This is a genomic window from Microbacterium meiriae (assembly GCF_040686935.1).
In the GTDB taxonomy this organism is placed as follows: Bacteria; Actinomycetota; Actinomycetes; order Actinomycetales; family Microbacteriaceae; genus Microbacterium; species Microbacterium meiriae.
Genome location: NZ_JBFBMF010000004.1, coordinates 301,638 through 318,380, shown reverse-complemented (window position 1 = coordinate 318,380; position 16,743 = coordinate 301,638). Strand labels below are relative to the sequence as shown.

General features: G+C 69.0%; 16 protein-coding genes. 4 read left to right on the top strand and 12 right to left on the bottom strand.

Annotation, left to right across the window (positions count from 1 at the left end; genetic code table 11):
* Positions 1-4: 4 nt before the first annotated feature.
* The 12 genes from AB0P08_RS14845 to AB0P08_RS14790 form a co-directional block, all read right to left on the bottom strand.
* Positions 5-1,090: a mandelate racemase/muconate lactonizing enzyme family protein gene (locus tag AB0P08_RS14845; RefSeq protein WP_315636562.1), complete on the bottom strand. Its 1,086-nt coding sequence runs from the start codon at positions 1,088-1,090 to the stop codon at positions 5-7.
* 42 nt (positions 1,091-1,132) lie between these two features.
* Positions 1,133-1,987 carry a carbohydrate ABC transporter permease gene (locus tag AB0P08_RS14840; protein ID WP_363590355.1) on the bottom strand — a complete coding sequence of 285 codons (855 nt, stop codon included), beginning with the start codon at positions 1,985-1,987 and terminating at the stop codon, positions 1,133-1,135.
* Positions 1,984-2,937, bottom strand: coding sequence for a carbohydrate ABC transporter permease (locus tag AB0P08_RS14835; protein WP_280564493.1), 954 nt, complete (start codon positions 2,935-2,937; stop codon positions 1,984-1,986). Before AB0P08_RS14835 ends, AB0P08_RS14840 begins: the two co-directional genes overlap by 4 nt.
* A gap of 8 nt (positions 2,938-2,945) precedes the next feature.
* The gene (locus tag AB0P08_RS14830; RefSeq protein WP_363590354.1) at positions 2,946-4,193 is read right to left on the bottom strand and encodes an ABC transporter substrate-binding protein; all 1,248 of its coding nucleotides are present in this window, start codon (positions 4,191-4,193) and stop codon (positions 2,946-2,948) included.
* 87 nt (positions 4,194-4,280) lie between these two features.
* The gene (locus AB0P08_RS14825; RefSeq protein ID WP_187662638.1) at positions 4,281-4,997 is read right to left on the bottom strand and encodes a FadR/GntR family transcriptional regulator; all 717 of its coding nucleotides are present in this window, start codon (positions 4,995-4,997) and stop codon (positions 4,281-4,283) included.
* A gap of 182 nt (positions 4,998-5,179) precedes the next feature.
* A complete protein-coding gene (locus AB0P08_RS14820) occupies positions 5,180-6,049 on the bottom strand; it encodes a dihydrodipicolinate synthase family protein (protein WP_363590353.1) in 870 nt (289 codons plus the stop codon).
* Entirely contained in the window at positions 6,046-7,716 is a 1,671-nt protein-coding gene (locus AB0P08_RS14815; RefSeq protein ID WP_363590352.1) for a tripartite tricarboxylate transporter permease, read from the bottom strand. Before AB0P08_RS14815 ends, AB0P08_RS14820 begins: the two co-directional genes overlap by 4 nt.
* Complete coding sequence (locus AB0P08_RS14810; RefSeq protein WP_363590351.1) at positions 7,713-8,252, bottom strand: tripartite tricarboxylate transporter TctB family protein; 540 nt, start codon at positions 8,250-8,252, stop codon at positions 7,713-7,715. The genes AB0P08_RS14815 and AB0P08_RS14810 overlap by 4 nt, the downstream gene beginning before the upstream one ends.
* 57 nt (positions 8,253-8,309) lie before the next feature.
* A complete protein-coding gene (locus AB0P08_RS14805) occupies positions 8,310-9,269 on the bottom strand; it encodes a tripartite tricarboxylate transporter substrate binding protein (protein WP_363590350.1) in 960 nt (319 codons plus the stop codon).
* 158 nt (positions 9,270-9,427) lie between these two features.
* Complete coding sequence (locus AB0P08_RS14800; protein WP_363590349.1) at positions 9,428-10,792, bottom strand: extracellular solute-binding protein; 1,365 nt, start codon at positions 10,790-10,792, stop codon at positions 9,428-9,430.
* 26 nt (positions 10,793-10,818) lie between these two features.
* Positions 10,819-11,772, bottom strand: coding sequence for a carbohydrate ABC transporter permease (locus AB0P08_RS14795; RefSeq protein WP_363590348.1), 954 nt, complete (start codon positions 11,770-11,772; stop codon positions 10,819-10,821).
* Positions 11,772-12,692 (bottom strand): carbohydrate ABC transporter permease, encoded by a 921-nt coding sequence (locus AB0P08_RS14790; protein WP_363590347.1) that lies wholly within the window; start codon positions 12,690-12,692, stop codon positions 11,772-11,774. The genes AB0P08_RS14795 and AB0P08_RS14790 overlap by 1 nt, the downstream gene beginning before the upstream one ends.
* A gap of 198 nt (positions 12,693-12,890) precedes the next feature.
* Here AB0P08_RS14790 and AB0P08_RS14785 point away from each other — a divergent pair, with 198 nt between their 5' ends.
* From AB0P08_RS14785 to AB0P08_RS14770, 4 genes are read left to right on the top strand one after another with little or no spacing between them, the layout of a single operon-like run.
* Positions 12,891-14,045 (top strand): PP2C family protein-serine/threonine phosphatase, encoded by a 1,155-nt coding sequence (locus tag AB0P08_RS14785; protein WP_363590346.1) that lies wholly within the window; start codon positions 12,891-12,893, stop codon positions 14,043-14,045.
* Positions 14,042-16,006: a glycosyltransferase family 2 protein gene (locus AB0P08_RS14780; RefSeq protein ID WP_363590345.1), complete on the top strand. Its 1,965-nt coding sequence runs from the start codon at positions 14,042-14,044 to the stop codon at positions 16,004-16,006. Before AB0P08_RS14785 ends, AB0P08_RS14780 begins: the two co-directional genes overlap by 4 nt.
* The gene (locus AB0P08_RS14775; RefSeq protein WP_187662648.1) at positions 15,990-16,322 is read left to right on the top strand and encodes an STAS domain-containing protein; all 333 of its coding nucleotides are present in this window, start codon (positions 15,990-15,992) and stop codon (positions 16,320-16,322) included. Before AB0P08_RS14780 ends, AB0P08_RS14775 begins: the two co-directional genes overlap by 17 nt.
* Complete coding sequence (locus tag AB0P08_RS14770) at positions 16,312-16,743, top strand: ATP-binding protein (RefSeq protein WP_363446214.1); 432 nt, start codon at positions 16,312-16,314, stop codon at positions 16,741-16,743. The genes AB0P08_RS14775 and AB0P08_RS14770 overlap by 11 nt, the downstream gene beginning before the upstream one ends.

Genomic DNA, 16,743 nt, shown 5'->3' with positions numbered 1-16,743 from the left:
TCCCTCAGCTCACCGCGTGCCGCGCGAGGTTCTCGCGGTCGTACTCCAGGCCGTTGCCCGGCGCTCCGGTCGGGACGAAGAACCCGTTCTGCGGCCGCTGCGGCACGATGACGCCGAGGTCGGTGAGCGTGCCGCCGTCCGTCATCTCGCCGAACAGCGCGTTGGGCACCGCGCAGAGCACGTTGGCCGTGAGCTCCATCACGAAGTGCGGCGTCATGGGGGCGTTGTACGCCCGGCCCAGGGCGGCGATGTCCATGTAGGGCGTGATGCCGCCCACACGACCGACATCGGCCTGGATGAAGTCGCACGCGTCGGCGAGGAGGTACTGGTTGAACTGCTGGAGCGTGTAGACGTTCTCGCCCAGGCCGATCGGGATCGGAGAGCGCGCCCGGAGGCGGGCGTGGGAGGCGACGTCGTCCACGCGCAGCGGCTCCTCGACCCAGTACAGGTTGAGGTCGCGGAACCGGGTGACCGCCCGGACCGCCTCTCCGTAGGTCCATCCCTGGTTGGCGTCGACCATGAGCGGGTACTCGCCGACGGCCTCGCGGATCTTGGTGAGCCGGTAGACGTCCTCCTCGAGGTCCGGCTTGCCGACCTTGACCTTCCCGGCGGCGTACCCGTCGGCCTTCCACTCCTTGACCTGCTCGACGACCTCCTCGGCGGACAGGTTGAGGTTGATGCCGCTGCCGTACAGCGCGACCCGGTCGCGCACCTGCCCGAGGAGCTTCGCGAGAGGCTGCTGGTAGTGCAGCCCCAGCAGATCCCACAGCGCCACGTCGATCGCGGCGAGCGCGAGCGTGGTGGTCCCGCCGGGGCCGTTGTCGCGGAGATGCTGCCAGGAGTGCTGCCAGACGGCTCGCGGATTGACCTCACGGCCGATGAGCGTGGGGATGAGCTCGCGCAGCGCCGCCATCATCATCTGGCCGCCGACGCCGGAGGTGTGGCTGAACCCGGTGCCGACCAGGCCGGTGTCGGTGGTGATGTCGGCGAGGATGATCTCGATGTGGGTCACCCGATGGATCTGGTCCCCCCACGGCCCCTTGGGGAGGGGGATGCGGGAGAGCTGGAGGTCGATCGATTCGATTTTCATGCGTGGTCCTTCCGGGACGACGAGGAGGGGTCGGAGGGGGCGTCAGCCCTTGACGGCGCCGGCGGCGAGTCCGGCGACGAGGCGCTTCTGCACGAGGAGGAAGCCGACGACGACGGGGAGCACCGAGAGCACGCCGCCCGCGGTGAGCAGATCCCACCGGATCTGGTACTCGCCGATGAACAGGTGCAGGCCGACCGGCAGGGTGCGGGTCGCCGTCTGCGAGGTGAACGTGAGGGCGTAGAGGAACTCGTTCCAGGTGAGGATGAACGCGTAGGTTCCCGCCGCCACCATCCCCGGCCGCAGCAGGGGCAGCAGCAGGATGCGGATGATCTGCCAGGACGAGGCCCCGTCGATCTGGCCGGCCTCCTCGATCTCGCGCGGGATCGAGTCCGCGAAGCCCTTGAGCAGCCAGGTGGCGAACGGCGTGGCGAACGCGGCGTGGACCAGTGCGAGGCCCAGCGTCGTGTCCATCAGCCCCATTCCGCGGAGCTGCCCCTGCAGCGAGATCACGAGCAGCACGGCGGGGAACATCTGTGCGAGCAGCAGCCCGATCATGACGGCCCCGCGGCCGCGGAAGTCGAACCGCGACATCGCGATCGCGGCGCCGGTGGAGACGACGAGGGTCACCGGGACGGCGATCGCGGCGACGGTGAGGCTGTTCCGCAGATAGGTCAGGAACGGCGTGGTCGACAGCAGCTCGGCGTAGGAGGCGGTCGTGAACTCCGAGGGGATGAGGTTCGCTCCGGCGCCGGCGAGCTGATCCCGGGGCGTGAGCGACGTCAGCAACATGACGATGTACGGCCCGAGCACGATCGCGAGGACGCCGAGGAGGGCGATCGCGAAGCCGGTCCTTCCCGCGAAGCGGCCGAAGCGGACGGGGACGGTCGTCGTACTCATCGCGTGGTGTCCTTCCGGGTGAGGCGCACGTAGAGCGCGATGAAGACGGCGAGGAACAGGGCCTGGATGACGGCGTACGCCGCGCCGGCACCGAAGTCGCTGGCCTTGTAGGTCGTCAGATACGACTCGAGCGCCAGCGTCGTCGAGGACGTGCCCGGCCCGCCGCCGGTGAGGATGAAGATGAGGTCGACGTAGTTCGAGGTCCAGATCAGGCGCAGGAGCGTCGTGATGAGGATCGTCGGGAGGATGGCGGGCAGCACGACGTGACGGAACACGCCGACCGGCCCGCATCCGTCGATCTGCGCGGACTCCTTGAGCTCGCCGGACACGCTCTGCAGCGCCGCGAGGATCATGATCGCGAAGAGCGGGATGCCCTGCCAGACGTCGATCATCACGAGGGTCGGCAGCGCGGTGCTGTTCTGCGACAGGAACTCGATCGGGGCGTCGATGACCCCGGCGTTCAGCAGCCACTGATTGAGGACGCCGTTGTTCGGATCGAGGATCCACTTCCACATCAGCGCGACCAGGACGCTGGGCGTCGCCCACGGGATCATGATCAGCCCGCGGTACACGCCCCGCAGCGGGAAGCGGTTGTTCAGCATGAGCGCGAGCGACAGCCCGCCGATCAGCTGGAGGGAGACGGCGCCGAACGTCCAGATGGCCGTGCGGCCGAGCGTGGGCAGGAACTCCGCCGTGCCGATGACACTGGCGAAGTTCTGGAACCCGACGAACTCGAGCACGCCGGTGAAGACGCTCACGTCGTTGAACGAGAACCAGATCGAGCGGACCAGCGGATACCCGGCGAAGACCGCGACCAGCGCGATCGCCGGCGCGAGCAGGACGAGCGGGGCGACCGACCCGCGGCGAGCGCGCCGCCGGGGCCGGGTCACCGGCCGGCGCGGGGCCGGCCGGCCGGTGACGACCGCTTCCGTGAGAGTGGAGCTTGCCATGTCGGTCCTCAGCGCAGCACGTCGGACATCTTCGTCAGCACGTCCTGGCTGCTGATCTCACCCTGGAACGCCTGCTGGATGAGCGGGTTCCACTCCTTGGCGGCGAGCTCCGCCACCCCCTCCAGCGCCGGCCAGGTCTTGGCGGTGGGGATCGCGTCGACCGCGACCGCGAGCTGCGGGTCGGACGAGTACGCCTCGGTGTCGATCACCGACTCGAGCACGGGCAGCTGGCCCTGCGGCGAGGCGGAGATCTTCTCCATCTGCGCCTCCTCGCTCAGCCAGGAGATCCAGGTCCACGCGGCGTCCTTCTTGTCGGAGCCCTCGAGGATGACGTTGCCGCTCATGCTGCCGAGTGTCGCGCCCGGCTTCCCGTCCTCCGTGGGGATCGGGACGACGCCGAGCTTGTCGCCGAAGACGCCCTGCAGCTCCTTCAGGGAACCCGGGTGATGGATCATCATGCCGGTGAGACCCTCGACGAAGTTCGTCTTGACGTCGGCGAAGGCGGCCGTGATCGATCCGGGGGGCGCGGCCTGCAGGTCGGTGACGATGCTGAGGTAGTCCTCGTTCACCGCGACGCCCTTCGCGTCGTCCAGGACGACCTCGCCGGAGTCGTCGACGACCGACGCGCCGCCGGCGTACATCCACGCGAGCCACTGGTCTTGCCCGCCCGCACCGCCGCGGACGTCGATGCCGTAGCGGCCGTCGCCGGTGAGGGCGGCCGCCGCGTCGAGGAGGTCCTGCTGCGTGCGCGGCGCGTCGAGCCCGAGCTCCTCGAAGTAGTCCGTGCGGTAGTAGAGGTAGAGCGTCGTGTACTGGTGCGGCAGCATGTACACCGCGTCCTCGCCGGGCAGCTGTCCCGTCGCCCAGAGGGAGTCGACCACGTCATCCGAGGCGTCCCAGTCGTCGACGTACGGGGTGAGGTCCGCGATGGCGCCCTGCGGCGCGAACTGCCCGAGCCACCAGTCCTTGCTGCGGGCGGCGTCCGGACCGGTGCCGTTCATCGCGGAGGACACGAGCTGGTTCTGGTACTGGTCGAGCGGGATCGTCTCCAGCACGACCTCCACCTCGTCCTGCGCGTCGTTGAACTCGTCCGCGAGCTCTGTCCAGGTGGGGTCGGTCGCGTCGTCCTGCCAGAGCCAGTAGGTGATCTCGACGGGACCGTTGCCCTCGCCCTTCGGGGCGCCTCCGGCGCAGCCGGCGGTGAGGGCGACCACGCCGAGGACGGCCAATCCGGGGAGGAATCGGGTGGATCTCATGATGCGTACTCCTTCGTCGATCAGATGAGGGTGGTGCGAAATCGATTTCAAAACGGGTGCGGCAGAAAGCGCCGGTGCGGGGAGGGGTCAGACCGGCAGCGCGGCCGTGGTGCCGAAGTCGATGTCCGGGTAGCGGTTGCGGACGCCGTAGAAGTGCGCGTCGAGCTCGTGGACGGCTCGGCGGGTGTCGCCGGCCTCGATCGCGTCGATGATGCGACCGTGCATCGCGGCGATGGCCGGGTCCTCCTCCACGGGCTCCTCCCGTCGCGCGGCCGCGAAGACGACCCAGAAGGATTGCAGGAACTGGTCCACGAACGCATTGCGCATCGGCGCGAGCAGCCCGCGGTGGAACTGCTGGTCGAGCTCCGCGAAGCTCTCGTTGCGCAGGGCCCGCTCCACCATCTCCTCCGAGAGCAGACGCAGGCGGGTCAGGTCGCTCGGCTGCAGGCGCGGGATGACCAGGGGAAGCAGCGAAGTCTCCAGCGCGTGACGCACTTCCAGGAGCTCGCGGGTGGCGGCCTCCGGGTCGTCGACGAAGCCGATCCAGCGGGTGGCGAGATCGGCGGCACGGAACCCGCGCCACACGCGGCGCGCGCCCTGCCGAGAGGCCACGATGCCGAACGCTTCGAGCACGCTGAGGGCTTCCCGGATGCGCTGCCGTCCCACCTCCAGCACGGCGCCGAGCTCGGCCTCGGTGGGCAGCGGGTCGCCGATCTCCAGCCCGGAGCGCTGCAGGTGCTGAGCCAGACGTCGAGCGAGCGCGTCTGACAAGTCGGACCCGGTGATCTCAATCTTGTCTGACATGTCCCGTTCGCTCCTTCGCGACATCGGTGGAATTTCCGTTCTTGAGCCTAGACACTCTCCCCGCGTGTCGTCAAGTAGGCTCCTGGCAGCGCTCACTTGTCGGACAAGTAAGAGGGAGCCCATGCAGAAATGCCGCGACCCGAAGGCCGCGGCATTCCGCCCGTGTATGTCCCGGAGTCGTGTCAGCGGTGCGCGGCCACCACCTGCGCGACAGCCGCCCGCTCATCGGCGGAGGGCTCGGCGATCGCCATGCGGCAGTGCGTGTCCACGACGTCGAGCACGCGGTACGCCTCCTTCATCCGCGCCATGTCGCCGCCGATGAGCGCGACGACGTCGTCCACGGCTGCCTGCGCCGCGGCGATGGCCTCCCCATCTCCGGAGCGTCCGGCGTCGGCGAGTGCGCGGAACGGCTTCGGCGTCACGGACGAGACGCCCGAGACGACGCCCTGCGCGCCCGCTTCGACGGCCGCGATGAGGTCGCGGTCGGCGCCGGTGTACAACTCGAAGTCGGCCGGCACCACCGCGCGGTACGCCGCGATGTCGTCGAGGGAGAGCTCGCTCACCTTGGCCCCGACCACGTTCGGAAGGGCGGCGATGCGCACGAGCAGCTCCGGCGAGACCGGGTTCCCGCTACGCGCGGGGTAGATGTAGACGTACAGGCGCCCGTCGCCCACCGCCGCCGAGACGGCACGGTAGTAGTCGAGGATCGCATCGTCCGTGGCACGCAGGTAATAGGGGGTGAGGGCCGCGAACTCCGTGGCCCCGAGCTCCTTCGCGATGCCGACCAGACGCACGGCCTCGAACGTGCTCGGCTGCCCGACGTGCACGATGACGCGCATCCGGCCGGCCAGCTCCTCGAGCGCGGCGGCCACGAGCGCCCGGAACTCGTCCGCGTCCACCGCGGGGAACTCGCCCGTGGTGCCGAGAACGAAGGCGCCCTCGTTCCCCGAGTCGGCCACGAACCGGAAGATCGCACGCGACCCGTCGAGGTCGAGGGTCCCGTCGCGGTGGAACGCGGTCGGGACGGCGGTCAGGATGTCGTAGCGGGTCACTTCTCGGTCTCCTCGGGGGTCGTGCTCTTGCGGTTCTTGCGGTCGGCGCGTCCCCGGCGCGCACCGGCGTCGACGTTGCGGACGGTGGAGGTGAGCAGGTCGGGCTGCGCCGCGAGCTCGTCGTGCGCCTTCTCGATCTGCACGATGCTGTCGGTGTGGAGGATCGAGTCCTCCAACGAGGCCCGCGCGGCGCGGGGCGTGCGGGCGGCGCGGATCGCGGGCATCACGATCGACAGCACCGCGAGCGCGAGCAGCACGAGGGCGATCGGGCTGACGACCTCGAAGAACGGCCGCGTCGGCAGGATCGCCAGCGTGCGGGCGAGGTTCTCCTCGGCGAGCGGACCGAGCAGCAGGCCGAGCACCACGGGTCCTGCCGGGACCTGCATGCGCTTGAGCAGCACGCCGATCACCCCGAAGACGAGCATCGTGACGACCGTCGACAGACTGTTCGAGGTGGCGTAGGTGCCGATGATGCAGAAGATGAGGATGCCGCTCCACAGATACGGCTGCGGCACGTCGAGCAGCTTGACCATGCCCTTCATCCGCACGAGGCTCAGCGCGAGCGACAGGAGGGTCGCGACGAGCATGATGCCGACGATCGAGACGACGAGGTCGGGGCGGTTGGTGAACAGCGTGGGCCCGGGGGTGATGCCCCAGATGATCATCGAGCCGATCATGACCGCCATCACGGAGTCGCCGGGGATGCCGAGCGCCATCGTGGTGGTGAGCGAGCCGCCGAGCGTGGCGCTGGAGGCGGTGTCGGACGCGGCGACGCCCTCGATCGAGCCCTTTCCGAACATCTCCGGGTGCTTCGACGCCTTCCGCGCCCGCTCCCAGCCGATGAGCCCGGCGATGTCGCCGCCGGCCGCGGGGATGAGGCCGACGCCGAGGCCGACCGCCCCGCCGACCGCGGTGGCCCGTCCGCTCTGCTTCAGCTCGGCGCGGTTCGGCCACCACCGGCCGAGACTCGAGATCGGTCGGACGTGCGACTTCCGGTGCGTGAGGAGCTGATCGAACAGCTCGGCGATGCCGAAGAGACCGATGATGACGGCGATGAAGTTCACGCCCTCGACGAGTTCCAGCACGCCGAACGTGAAGCGCTGGTCGGCGGTGGCCGCGTAGGTGCCGACGCTCCCGAGCATCAGCCCGAAAAGACCGGCCAGGATGCCCTTGAGCATCGACTTCGACGAGATGCCGATCATGATCGCGATGCCGAAGACGACGAGCGCGAACAGCTCGGGCGACTTGAAGTAGTCCCGGGCGAAGCTGGCGATCGGCACGGCGGCGACCGAGAAGAGCACGAGCGAGGCGAGGATGCCGACGGCCGACACGATCGCGGAGATCGTCAGCGCCAGACCGGCCCTGCCCTGCTTCGCCATGGGATAGCCGTCGAGGGTGGTGGCGATGGAGGCGGGAGTCCCAGGGGTGTTGATGAGGATGGACGGCACCCGGTCGCCGAAGTTCGCCGCGACGTAGATCGTCAGGAGCACCGCGAGGCCCTGCACGGGCTCCAGGGTCATGGTGAAGCCGGCGGCGAGTGCGACGGCCATGGTCGCGGTGATGCCGGGGAAGGCGCCGACCATGAAGCCGAGCACGAGGCCGACTGCCATGTACAGCAGGATCGAGATGTCGAGGAGCGAGTTCAGCCCCTCCAGGAGCGCATTCACAGGGGGATCCTCAGGAGCATGCCGAAGACGACGTAGACGAATGCCGTGACGGCGGCGGAGTAGATGACGAGGCTCAGCCAGCGGCGGTGGCCGTAGAGGAGCATCAGTGCGGCCATGAGCAGAGCACAGGCGATCGGGAAGACCTCGATCCGGTAGCCGAAGAGGATGACCGAGCCGAGGGACCACAGCGCGATGAAGGCGCCGGCGATCGCGATCGTCGCGATCACCCGGAGGACGCCGCCCGGCTGGATGCTCTCGAGATCCTCCCGCGTGGGTGCCGGTCGCGTGATCGCCACGGCGAGCAGGGCGATCGCGATCACGACGCCGGTCACGCCGATGACGAGCGGCCAGAAGCGGGCGTCGATCTGTCCGGGGGCGGCCTCGCGGCGCAGCGGGATCTGCGTGGCGAGGAAGAGGTAGCCGGCGGTGAACGCGAGGGCCACGACGGCGAACGCGATCTCGAGGGGCCGGGAGGCGGGTGCGCCCTGGTACTCGACCTGCGCAGCCGACTCGCCGGCGGTGTCGGGAGTGGTCATGGTGCTCCTTCGTCGGAGGTGCGCGGTGGGGCCGGGTGACCGGCCCCACCGGAGTTCTCAGCCCAGGAGGTCCTGGAACAGCGCGAACTGGTCCTCGACGTAGCCGGTCCATTCGGCGGAGTCGCGGTAGACGACCAGGTTTCCGGCATCCGCCTGGAACTTCTGGTAGCTGTCGGACTCGACGGCCTCCTTGACCGCGTCCTCCAGCGTGGACTTCACGTCTTCGGGCAGACCGGCGGGCGCGTAGATGCCGCCCCAGCCACCGAAGACGACCTCTTCGCCGATGGCCTCCTCGACCGTCTCGACGTCCTCCGCGTCCGGGTGACGCTCGTCGTTCATGACCGCGAGGATGCGGACGGCCTCGCCCTGCGCGAGGGCCTCGCCGAGTCCGGAGACGGCGGCGACGGTCTCACCGGATGCGGCCGCCGCGACCGCCGTGGCGCCGCCGTCGTAGGGGACGGGGGTGAAGTCGGCGTCGGTCGCCTGGCCGAGGCCGAGGGTGGCGGCCTCCCAGATCGAGCCGGCACCGGAGTTCGCGACCGTGACCGCGCCGGACTTCGCCTGCGTCACGAGGTCGTCGAGGGTCTCGATGCCGCTGTCGGCACCCACCGTGATGACGCCGGGAGCGAGCATGATCTGGCCGAGCAGGTCGAAGTCGTCGGGCAGCACGTCGGCGCTCTGGGTCGTGTTGAGCATCGCGATCTCGACGGGCGCGAAGCCGATGACGTAGCCGTCCGGATCCTGCGAGCCGACGTACTCCATCGCGAGCGCTCCCGCGGCACCGGGCATGTTCTCCGGGATCACGCTGACACCGAGGATCTTCTCGAGCTCGGTGGCGAGCGCGCGGGACGACAGGTCGGAGCCGCCGCCGGGATTGGCCTGGATGATCAGCCGGATGTCGTCCTCGGGATAGGTCGAGGCGGCCCCCTCGCTCTCGTCGACCTTCGTGCAGGCCGACAGCACCAGAGCGGTGGCGGCGAGGGCGGCGAAGGCAGCGGCCGCCCGAGTGATGCGCATGCGGGGCATCTTTGCTCCTCTACGTGGGTCGACCGTGTTGTCGACACCGCGAGGCTACCAGTGTTGACTGTTAACAGTCAACACTTACGAGGTCCGGCACCTGGTAGACGACGAGCGCCAGGCGGATATGGCCGCCTGGCGCTCTGCCCCTCCGGGGTCTAGCCGGCCGTGGCGTTCTCGTACGCCCGCATCGCCGCCTCCTGCGCCTCCTTCAGCGCGTCCTCGGGAGACTTGTCCCCGAGGAGCGCTGCGGTGATGGCGTTGTTGAGTTCGTTCTGGATCTCCTGGCCCGCGGGCGAGGAACCGAAGGACTGTCCGTAGTCCACCACGTCGTAGTAGGTCGAGATGACCTGGTCGAAGCCGGCGTTGCCGCTGTCCGTCACGAAGGTCTCACGGATCGACTGATCGGCGGACGGCGATCCGGTGAAGAGCCCGGTGTTGATACCGCCATCGGTCTTCAGCGTCTCGGCACGGGCCTCGCCCGCCGCGTTCCAGGCGTCGTCCGAGGTGAGGTTCACCATCCAGGCGCACGCCGCCGCGGGGTTCTCCGCCCCGGCCGGGATCACGAACGCGGTGCCGGACGCGACCGAGAACGGCTCCCCGTCGGCATTCCGGAACGGCACAGCCTCGAGGTCGATCTGGTCGGCGTAGGGGCTGAGCACGTTCGGATACCACTGCGCGTTCACCTGCGCGCCGACCTGCTGGGCGACGAACTGGTTCTGGTCGCCAAAGGCGTCGAACGAGTCGGTGAAGCTCTTGACGGCCGCGAAGCCGCCCTGCGCGTCGGTGATCTGCTTGAGCATCTCGATGCCGGCCACGTTGCTGGGGTCGTCCAGGGTCGGCGCCCCCTTCTCATCGTTGAGCTGGCCGCCCATGCCGAGGATCCACAGCCCGGCCTGACCGGTCGCCACGGGGTCGAACCCGAGCCGCGTCGGCACGCCGCCGGACTCCTGGTACATCTTCTCGATCGCGCCGAGCAGCACGTCGGGCTGCGAGGTATCGATCTCGTCCGCCGTCACCCCCGCCTCGTCGAGCACGGCCTTGTTCAGCAGGATCGCCGGCGGCTGGTAGAACTGCGGCACCGCCCACACGGCATCGTCGTAGGTGACGTCGTCGACGACGAAGGGGTACCAGTGGTCCCGCGGCGAGACGTCCTGGGCGGCGAAGCACTCGTCGAGCGGCATGATGAGGTCCTGCGCGGCATACGTGGTCACGTACCGGCGGTCCATCTGCACGACGTCGGGCACGTCGCCGCTCGCGATCCGCGTGGTGAACTTCTGCGCGTCGAAGGCCGTCGCGTCGAGGTCGACCTCGATGTCCTTCAGCTGCTCGGCGGCGTAGTCCATGCGCGAGGTGCCGACGTCGTCGGCGTTCTCGAAGCCCCACGCCTTGAGCGTGCCGCTCGGCTCCGCGCCGAAGTCGGCGTCGGCCGCCTGGTCGTCTCCCCCTCCCCCGCCGCACCCGGCGAGGACGAGGACGGATGCCGCGGCGACCGCGGTGATTCCCAGCATGCGTGTGCGCATGACTGCTCCTTTCGATCTGTGGTTCGTCATCCCTTGCGCCCCTGGGTGGCGACGCCCTCGATGAAGGCACGCTGCCCGAAGGCGAAGAGGATGAGCATGGGGAGGGTCACCAGGAGGGAGGCGACCATGACGTACTGGTAATCACCGTGACCGCCCGCCGTGGGGCTGTACTTGGTCATCGCGTAGGCGATGCCGAGCGGCGCGGTGAACTCGTCCACCGACCCGGCGTTGAGGTAGATGAGGGCGGCCTGCAGGTTGTTCCAGCTCGCCTGGAACTCGAACAGGAACACGATGACGAACGACGGTATCGACAGCGGCATCGCGATCCGCCAGAAGAGGCCCCAGGCGCTGGCCCCGTCGAGCCGCGCCGCCTCGAACAGCTCCTGAGGAAGGCCGAGGAAGAACTGCCGCTGCAGGAAGATGTAGAAGGCCGAGCCGAACAGGTTCATGCCCCACAGCGGCACCCAGGTGCCGAGGAGTCCGGTCTCCTTCCAGATGAGGTAGATCGGGATCATCGTCACCGCGCCGGGGAGCATCATCGTCGCGAGCACGAGGCCGAACAGCAGCCCGCGCCCCGGGAAGCGGAAGTAGGCGAAGCCGAACGCCACGATCGAGCTGGAGATCGCCACGGCACCGGCGGCGAGCAGCGCGATGGCGATGCTGTTGCCCATCCAGTTCAGCAGCGGGAGCTGATTCCACACCTCGACGTAGTTCTCCGGCACGAACGTCTTCGGGATGAGGGCGTTGTCGAACACCTCCCCCCGCGGCTTGAAGCTGGCAGCGATGAGCCACGCGAAGGGGTACAGGAACAGCAGCGCGAACAGCACGAGGATGATGTTCAGCACGATCCGGGCGACGAGGCTCTTCGGCTGTCGCAGTCGCCGTCGCCAGCGCGAACGGGTGCCGACGGTGGTCGTGAACGTGCCTGGGGCCTTCTCGGGCTCCGCCTCGACGGGGACCTGACGCAGGGTCTGGGACATCAGCGGTCTCCCTCGTAGTAGACGAAGCGGTTGCCGACCTTCACCTGGATGAGCGTGATGATCATGATGATGACGAAGAGCAGCCACGCCATCGCCGCCGCGAAGCCGAAGTTGAACTGCCGGAAGGCCTGTTGGAACAGGTAGATCGCGTAGAAGAGCGACGCCTCAGGAGACGAGTTGCTCTGATCCCGCCAGAACAGCAGATACGCCTGATCGAAGATCTGGAAGGCGGCGATCGAGAGCACGATGACGTTGAAGAACATGGCCCCCGAGATCATCGGCAGGGTGATCGAGAAGAACTTCCTGATCGGTCCCGCCCCGTCGAGCGAGGCCACCTCGTACAGCTCGACCGGCACGTTCTTGAGGGCGGCCAGGAAGATCACCATGGTTCCCGCGACGGTCCACAGCGTCATGATCACGATGCTCGGCTTGACCCACGCGGGGTCGACGAGCCACTGGGGCCCCTGGATGCCGAACAGTCGGAGGAACTGGTTGATCGCTCCGGAGTTGCCGTTGAGGAGGAGGAAGAACACGGCGGCCGTGGCGACGGCCGGGGTCATCTTCGGCAGGTAGTAGAGCACGCGGAAGAATCCCGCACCTCGCCCGACCCGGTTGAGCAGCAGCGCGAGGACGAGCGCGAACACGATCTCCAGCGGCACCGCCATCACCACGTAGAACAGCGTGTTGGCGAGCGAGACGCCCACCCGCGGGTCCTCGAAGAGGTTGGCGTAGTTGTCGATGCCGACCGGGCGCGCGCTGTTCGTAGCGAGGTTGTAGCTGCTGAACGAGATGTACAGGCTGTAGACCATCGCGCCGGCCGTGAAGATGAGGAATCCGATGAGCCATGGCGAGATGAAGAGATAGCCGGCGAGGGCTTCTCGGCGGTTGTACCGGTCCCGCTGGCGGTTCTTGAGCGGCATCCACCTGCCTCCTTTCCGAGGACGCGCAGACACGGCGCTCTGGTCCTGGCGCGATGGTAGATCCGGAGAAGCGGTTCTCCGCGGGGCTTGCGCAGAACCGTTTCCTGTGGTTCACCTGAATGCCCCCGGACAGCCTGGCGCCCCGGGTGCGGTTCCTCCCTAGGATGAGGGGAATAAACACGGAGGAGGGCCGGGGGAATGTTCGACGAGCGACGGCGACAGGCAGCGCTCGAGGAACTGGGGATCCTTGACACGCCACCCGATGAGCGGGTGGATCGGGTGGCACGACTGGCGAAGGAGATGTTCGGCGTGCCGATGGTCAGCGTCTCGCTGATCGATCGCGACCGGCAGTGGCGCAAATCGCAGATCGGCCTCGGGGGGAACGAGGCACCGCGACAGGATTCGTTCTGCGACTACACCGTGTCGCAGGACCGGACGGTGGTGGTGGAGGATGCGAGCACGACCGACCTCTTCGCCGAGAATCCGTTCGTGACCGGCGACCCGCACCTGCGCTTCTACGCGGCCCATCCGCTGCACGCGCCGGGAGGGGAGCCGGTCGGGACGCTGTGCGTGCTCGACACCGAGCCGCACACGTTCACCGACGCCCAGCAGGACCTCCTGCGCGACCTGGCGTTCTGGGTGCAGACGGAGCTGGCACAGGACGCCGACGTCGACCACGCCGCCGTGGTGCAGCGAGCGCTGCGCCCCCGGGCGCACCCGGAGATCGCCGGGTACACGATCGCCGCCGGTGCCGCCCCGCGGGGAACGCTCGCCGGGGACTACTACGACTTCTCGCGCCACGGCGAGGCCCTGCGGGTGACCCTGGCCGATGCCATGGGCAAGGGCACGGGGCCGGCGTTGGTCGCGGCCACGGTGCGGGCGTCCCTGCGCACGGCGCCGGAGCGCTCGCTGTCCGACGCCGTGATCGAGGTGGACCGCCTGCTCGAGGACGATCTCGCGGACACGTCGATGTTCGTCACGGCGGTCGTCGCCGAGCTGCAGCCGGAGACGGGAGAGCTCGAGGTCATCGACGCCGGCCACAGCCTCGCGTTCGTCGTCCGCGCAGACGGGTCGTGGACGCCCCTGCGCTCCACGAACCTGCCCTTGGGCATGGGGATGGGCCTCGCCGACCCCCGGGTCCCGGTGACGACGCGGCTCGAGGTGGGGGACGCCTTCATCTGCTGCAGCGACGGTCTCCTCGACGTCCTCGACGCCGACGACCCGTTCGGCCACGTGGAGCGGGTGCTCACCGCGATGGGACCGGACGGCGCCGTGCGCGAGGCCCTGCGACTCGCGAACGATGAGCGCGCCACCGACGACATCACCGTCGTGGTCGTGCGGAGGGACGCGTGACCGCCCGGTTCGCGACCATCCGCGTCCTCGCGCTGCTGTCGGTCCTGCTCGGCGTGAACTACGTCGCCTGGCGCTGGCTGGAGTCGGTGAACTGGTCGGCCTGGTGGATCGCGGTGCCGCTCGTGATCGCCGAGACGTACAGCCTCATCGACACGTTCCTGTTCTGCCTGACGATGTGGCGCGCGAAGGAGCGTCCGGCGCCGGTGTCGCCTCCGCAGGGCACCGTCGACGTGTTCATCACGACCTACGACGAGCCGATCGAGCTCGTCATGACCACCGCGAAGGCGGCGAAGCGGATCGCCTACCCGCACTCGACCTGGATCCTCGACGACGGCTCCCGCCCCGAGCTCGAAGCCGAAGCCCGGGCCGCCGGCGTCGGCTATCTCACGCGTTCCGAGGACTGGACGGGCAAGCCCCGGCACGCCAAGGCGGGCAATCTCAACAGTGCGCTCTTCCAGACCGACGGCGAGTTCCTCCTCATCCTCGACGCCGACCAGGTGCCGGACCCGCTGATCCTGCACCGCACGCTCGGCTACTTCGCCGATGATCCCGACGTCGCCCTCGTGCAGACGCCGCAATGGTTCGTGAACGTCGACGAGGCCGACCCGCTCGGCAGCCAGGCGCCGCTCTTCTACGGGCCGATCCAGCAGGGGAAGGACGGCTGGAACGCGGCCTTCTTCTGCGGCTCGAACGCCGTGCTCCGCCGCGAAGCACTGATGCAGCTCGGCATCGTCGGCTACGTGCGGAACGTGACCGACTCCGCCGCGCGGGCCCTCAAGACGTCCGAGGCCCTCATCGCCCGCGAGGCCGAGGCGGCGACCGAGCCGGCGCTCGCCACCGAGCTCGGCGCGCTCCGCATCGCGATCGCGCGCGGACGCAAGGAGCTCGCCGCGGGCGAATCGGTCGCCGAGGTGGCCGCCCGCGTGGGGGAAGCCGTCGACAGCGCCTCCCGCATCCTCGTCGCCCACGACCTCGAGGGCATCCGTGCCGACCTCGCGGTGATCGAGTCCCTGCCGGTGCAGCAGGACGCGGAGCTCGGGCAGGTGATCGTGGACGAGGCCGGGCTCGAAGCCCTCGCCTCCTCCGACCTCTCCCCCCTCACCGCCGTCGAGGCCGTCCGCGGACTGCTCGATGCGCTCCGCCTCGACCGAGCGGATGAGGCGCAGCCGATCCTCCCCCTCGCCACGATCTCGGTGACCGAGGACATGGCGACGGCGATGCAGCTCCACGCCCTCGGCTGGAAGAGCGTCTACCACCACGAGATCCTGGCTCACGGGCTCGCCCCGGAAGACCTCCGGACGATGCTCACGCAGCGGCTGCGGTGGGCCCAGGGGACGCTGCAGGTCATGCTGCGCGACAACCCCCTGGCCAAGCGAGGACTCTCGGTGGGGCAGCGCCTCATGTACTTCGCGACGATGTGGAGCTACCTCTCGGGCTTCGCCGCGATCGTCTACCTCGCCGCCCCGGTGATCTATCTCGTGTTCGGCGTGCTCCCCGTCACCGCCTGGTCGGTCGACTTCTTCGCGCGCTTCCTGCCGTACTTCCTCGTCAATCAGGCGTTGTTCCTCGTGGTGGCGAAGGGGGTGAAGACCTGGCGAGGTCAGCAGTACTCGCTTGCGCTGTTCCCCGTGTGGATCCGCGCGTGCTGGACGGCCTTCGCCAACGTGGTGCTCGGCCGACCGCTCTCCTTCGCCGTGACCAGGAAGGACGGCCGCGATCCTCGGGGCATCCCGTGGCGCGAGATCTGGCCGCAGCTCACCGCCATGGTCGTCCTCGTGATCGCCCTCGTCATCGGCGTCGCCCGGGTCATCGTCGGCACCGGCGACGGCACCGGCACCCTCGTCAACACCGCCTGGGTCCTGTACGACCTGGTCGTCCTCAGCGTCATCATCCAGGCGGCACGCTATCGCGGTCCGGCCGCGAAGGTCCTCGAGAAGGAGTCGAATGAACGTCAGCACTGACACCAGGGACGGCTATGCCGTCGTCACGATCACGGGCCGCCTGACCGCCTCAGGAGCGCCGTTGCTGCGCAACGCGGTGAGCGACCTCGTCGCCGCGGGGCAGCCGCGCATCGCGATCGATCTGAGCGGCACCGAGTTCGTCGACTCCTCCGGTCTCGGCGCCCTCGTCGGCGGCCTCAAGAGCGCCCGCGTGGCCGGCGGCGATCTGCGCATCGCCGCCGTTCCCGAGGCCGTGCGCACCGTCCTCCACCTCACCAACCTGGATCGCGTGCTCCGCGACTACCCGACGCCGGAATCGGCGTTCGATGGACGCTGACACCCGGGCCTTCCACATCGACGGGCCCGCCGGGCTCGCCCTCGTCGACCGCGCCCTCGACGAGCTCGACCGGCTGTGGCCGCTGGCTCCGGAGGTACCTGCCCAGGATCAGGTGCTGTTCACCCTGGCGCTGAGCGAGGTCACGACCAACGTCGCCCAGCACAATGAGCACGCGGACGTCGTGCTGAGCATCGACGTCCGCGTGACGGCGGAGGAGCTGCGCGCCTACATCCGCGACACCGCCCCGCCGGCACCGATCGACTGGGACGCCGTGTCGATGCCGGGCGAGGAGGCGGAGAGCGGACGCGGGCTCGCGCTGTCGCAGGCCGCGCTCGACGAGTTCACCCACACGGTCACCGATCTCGGCAACACCTGGGTCCTCGTCCGGCGCGTGGATCCCGCGCGCGAGGCGGGCGACTGA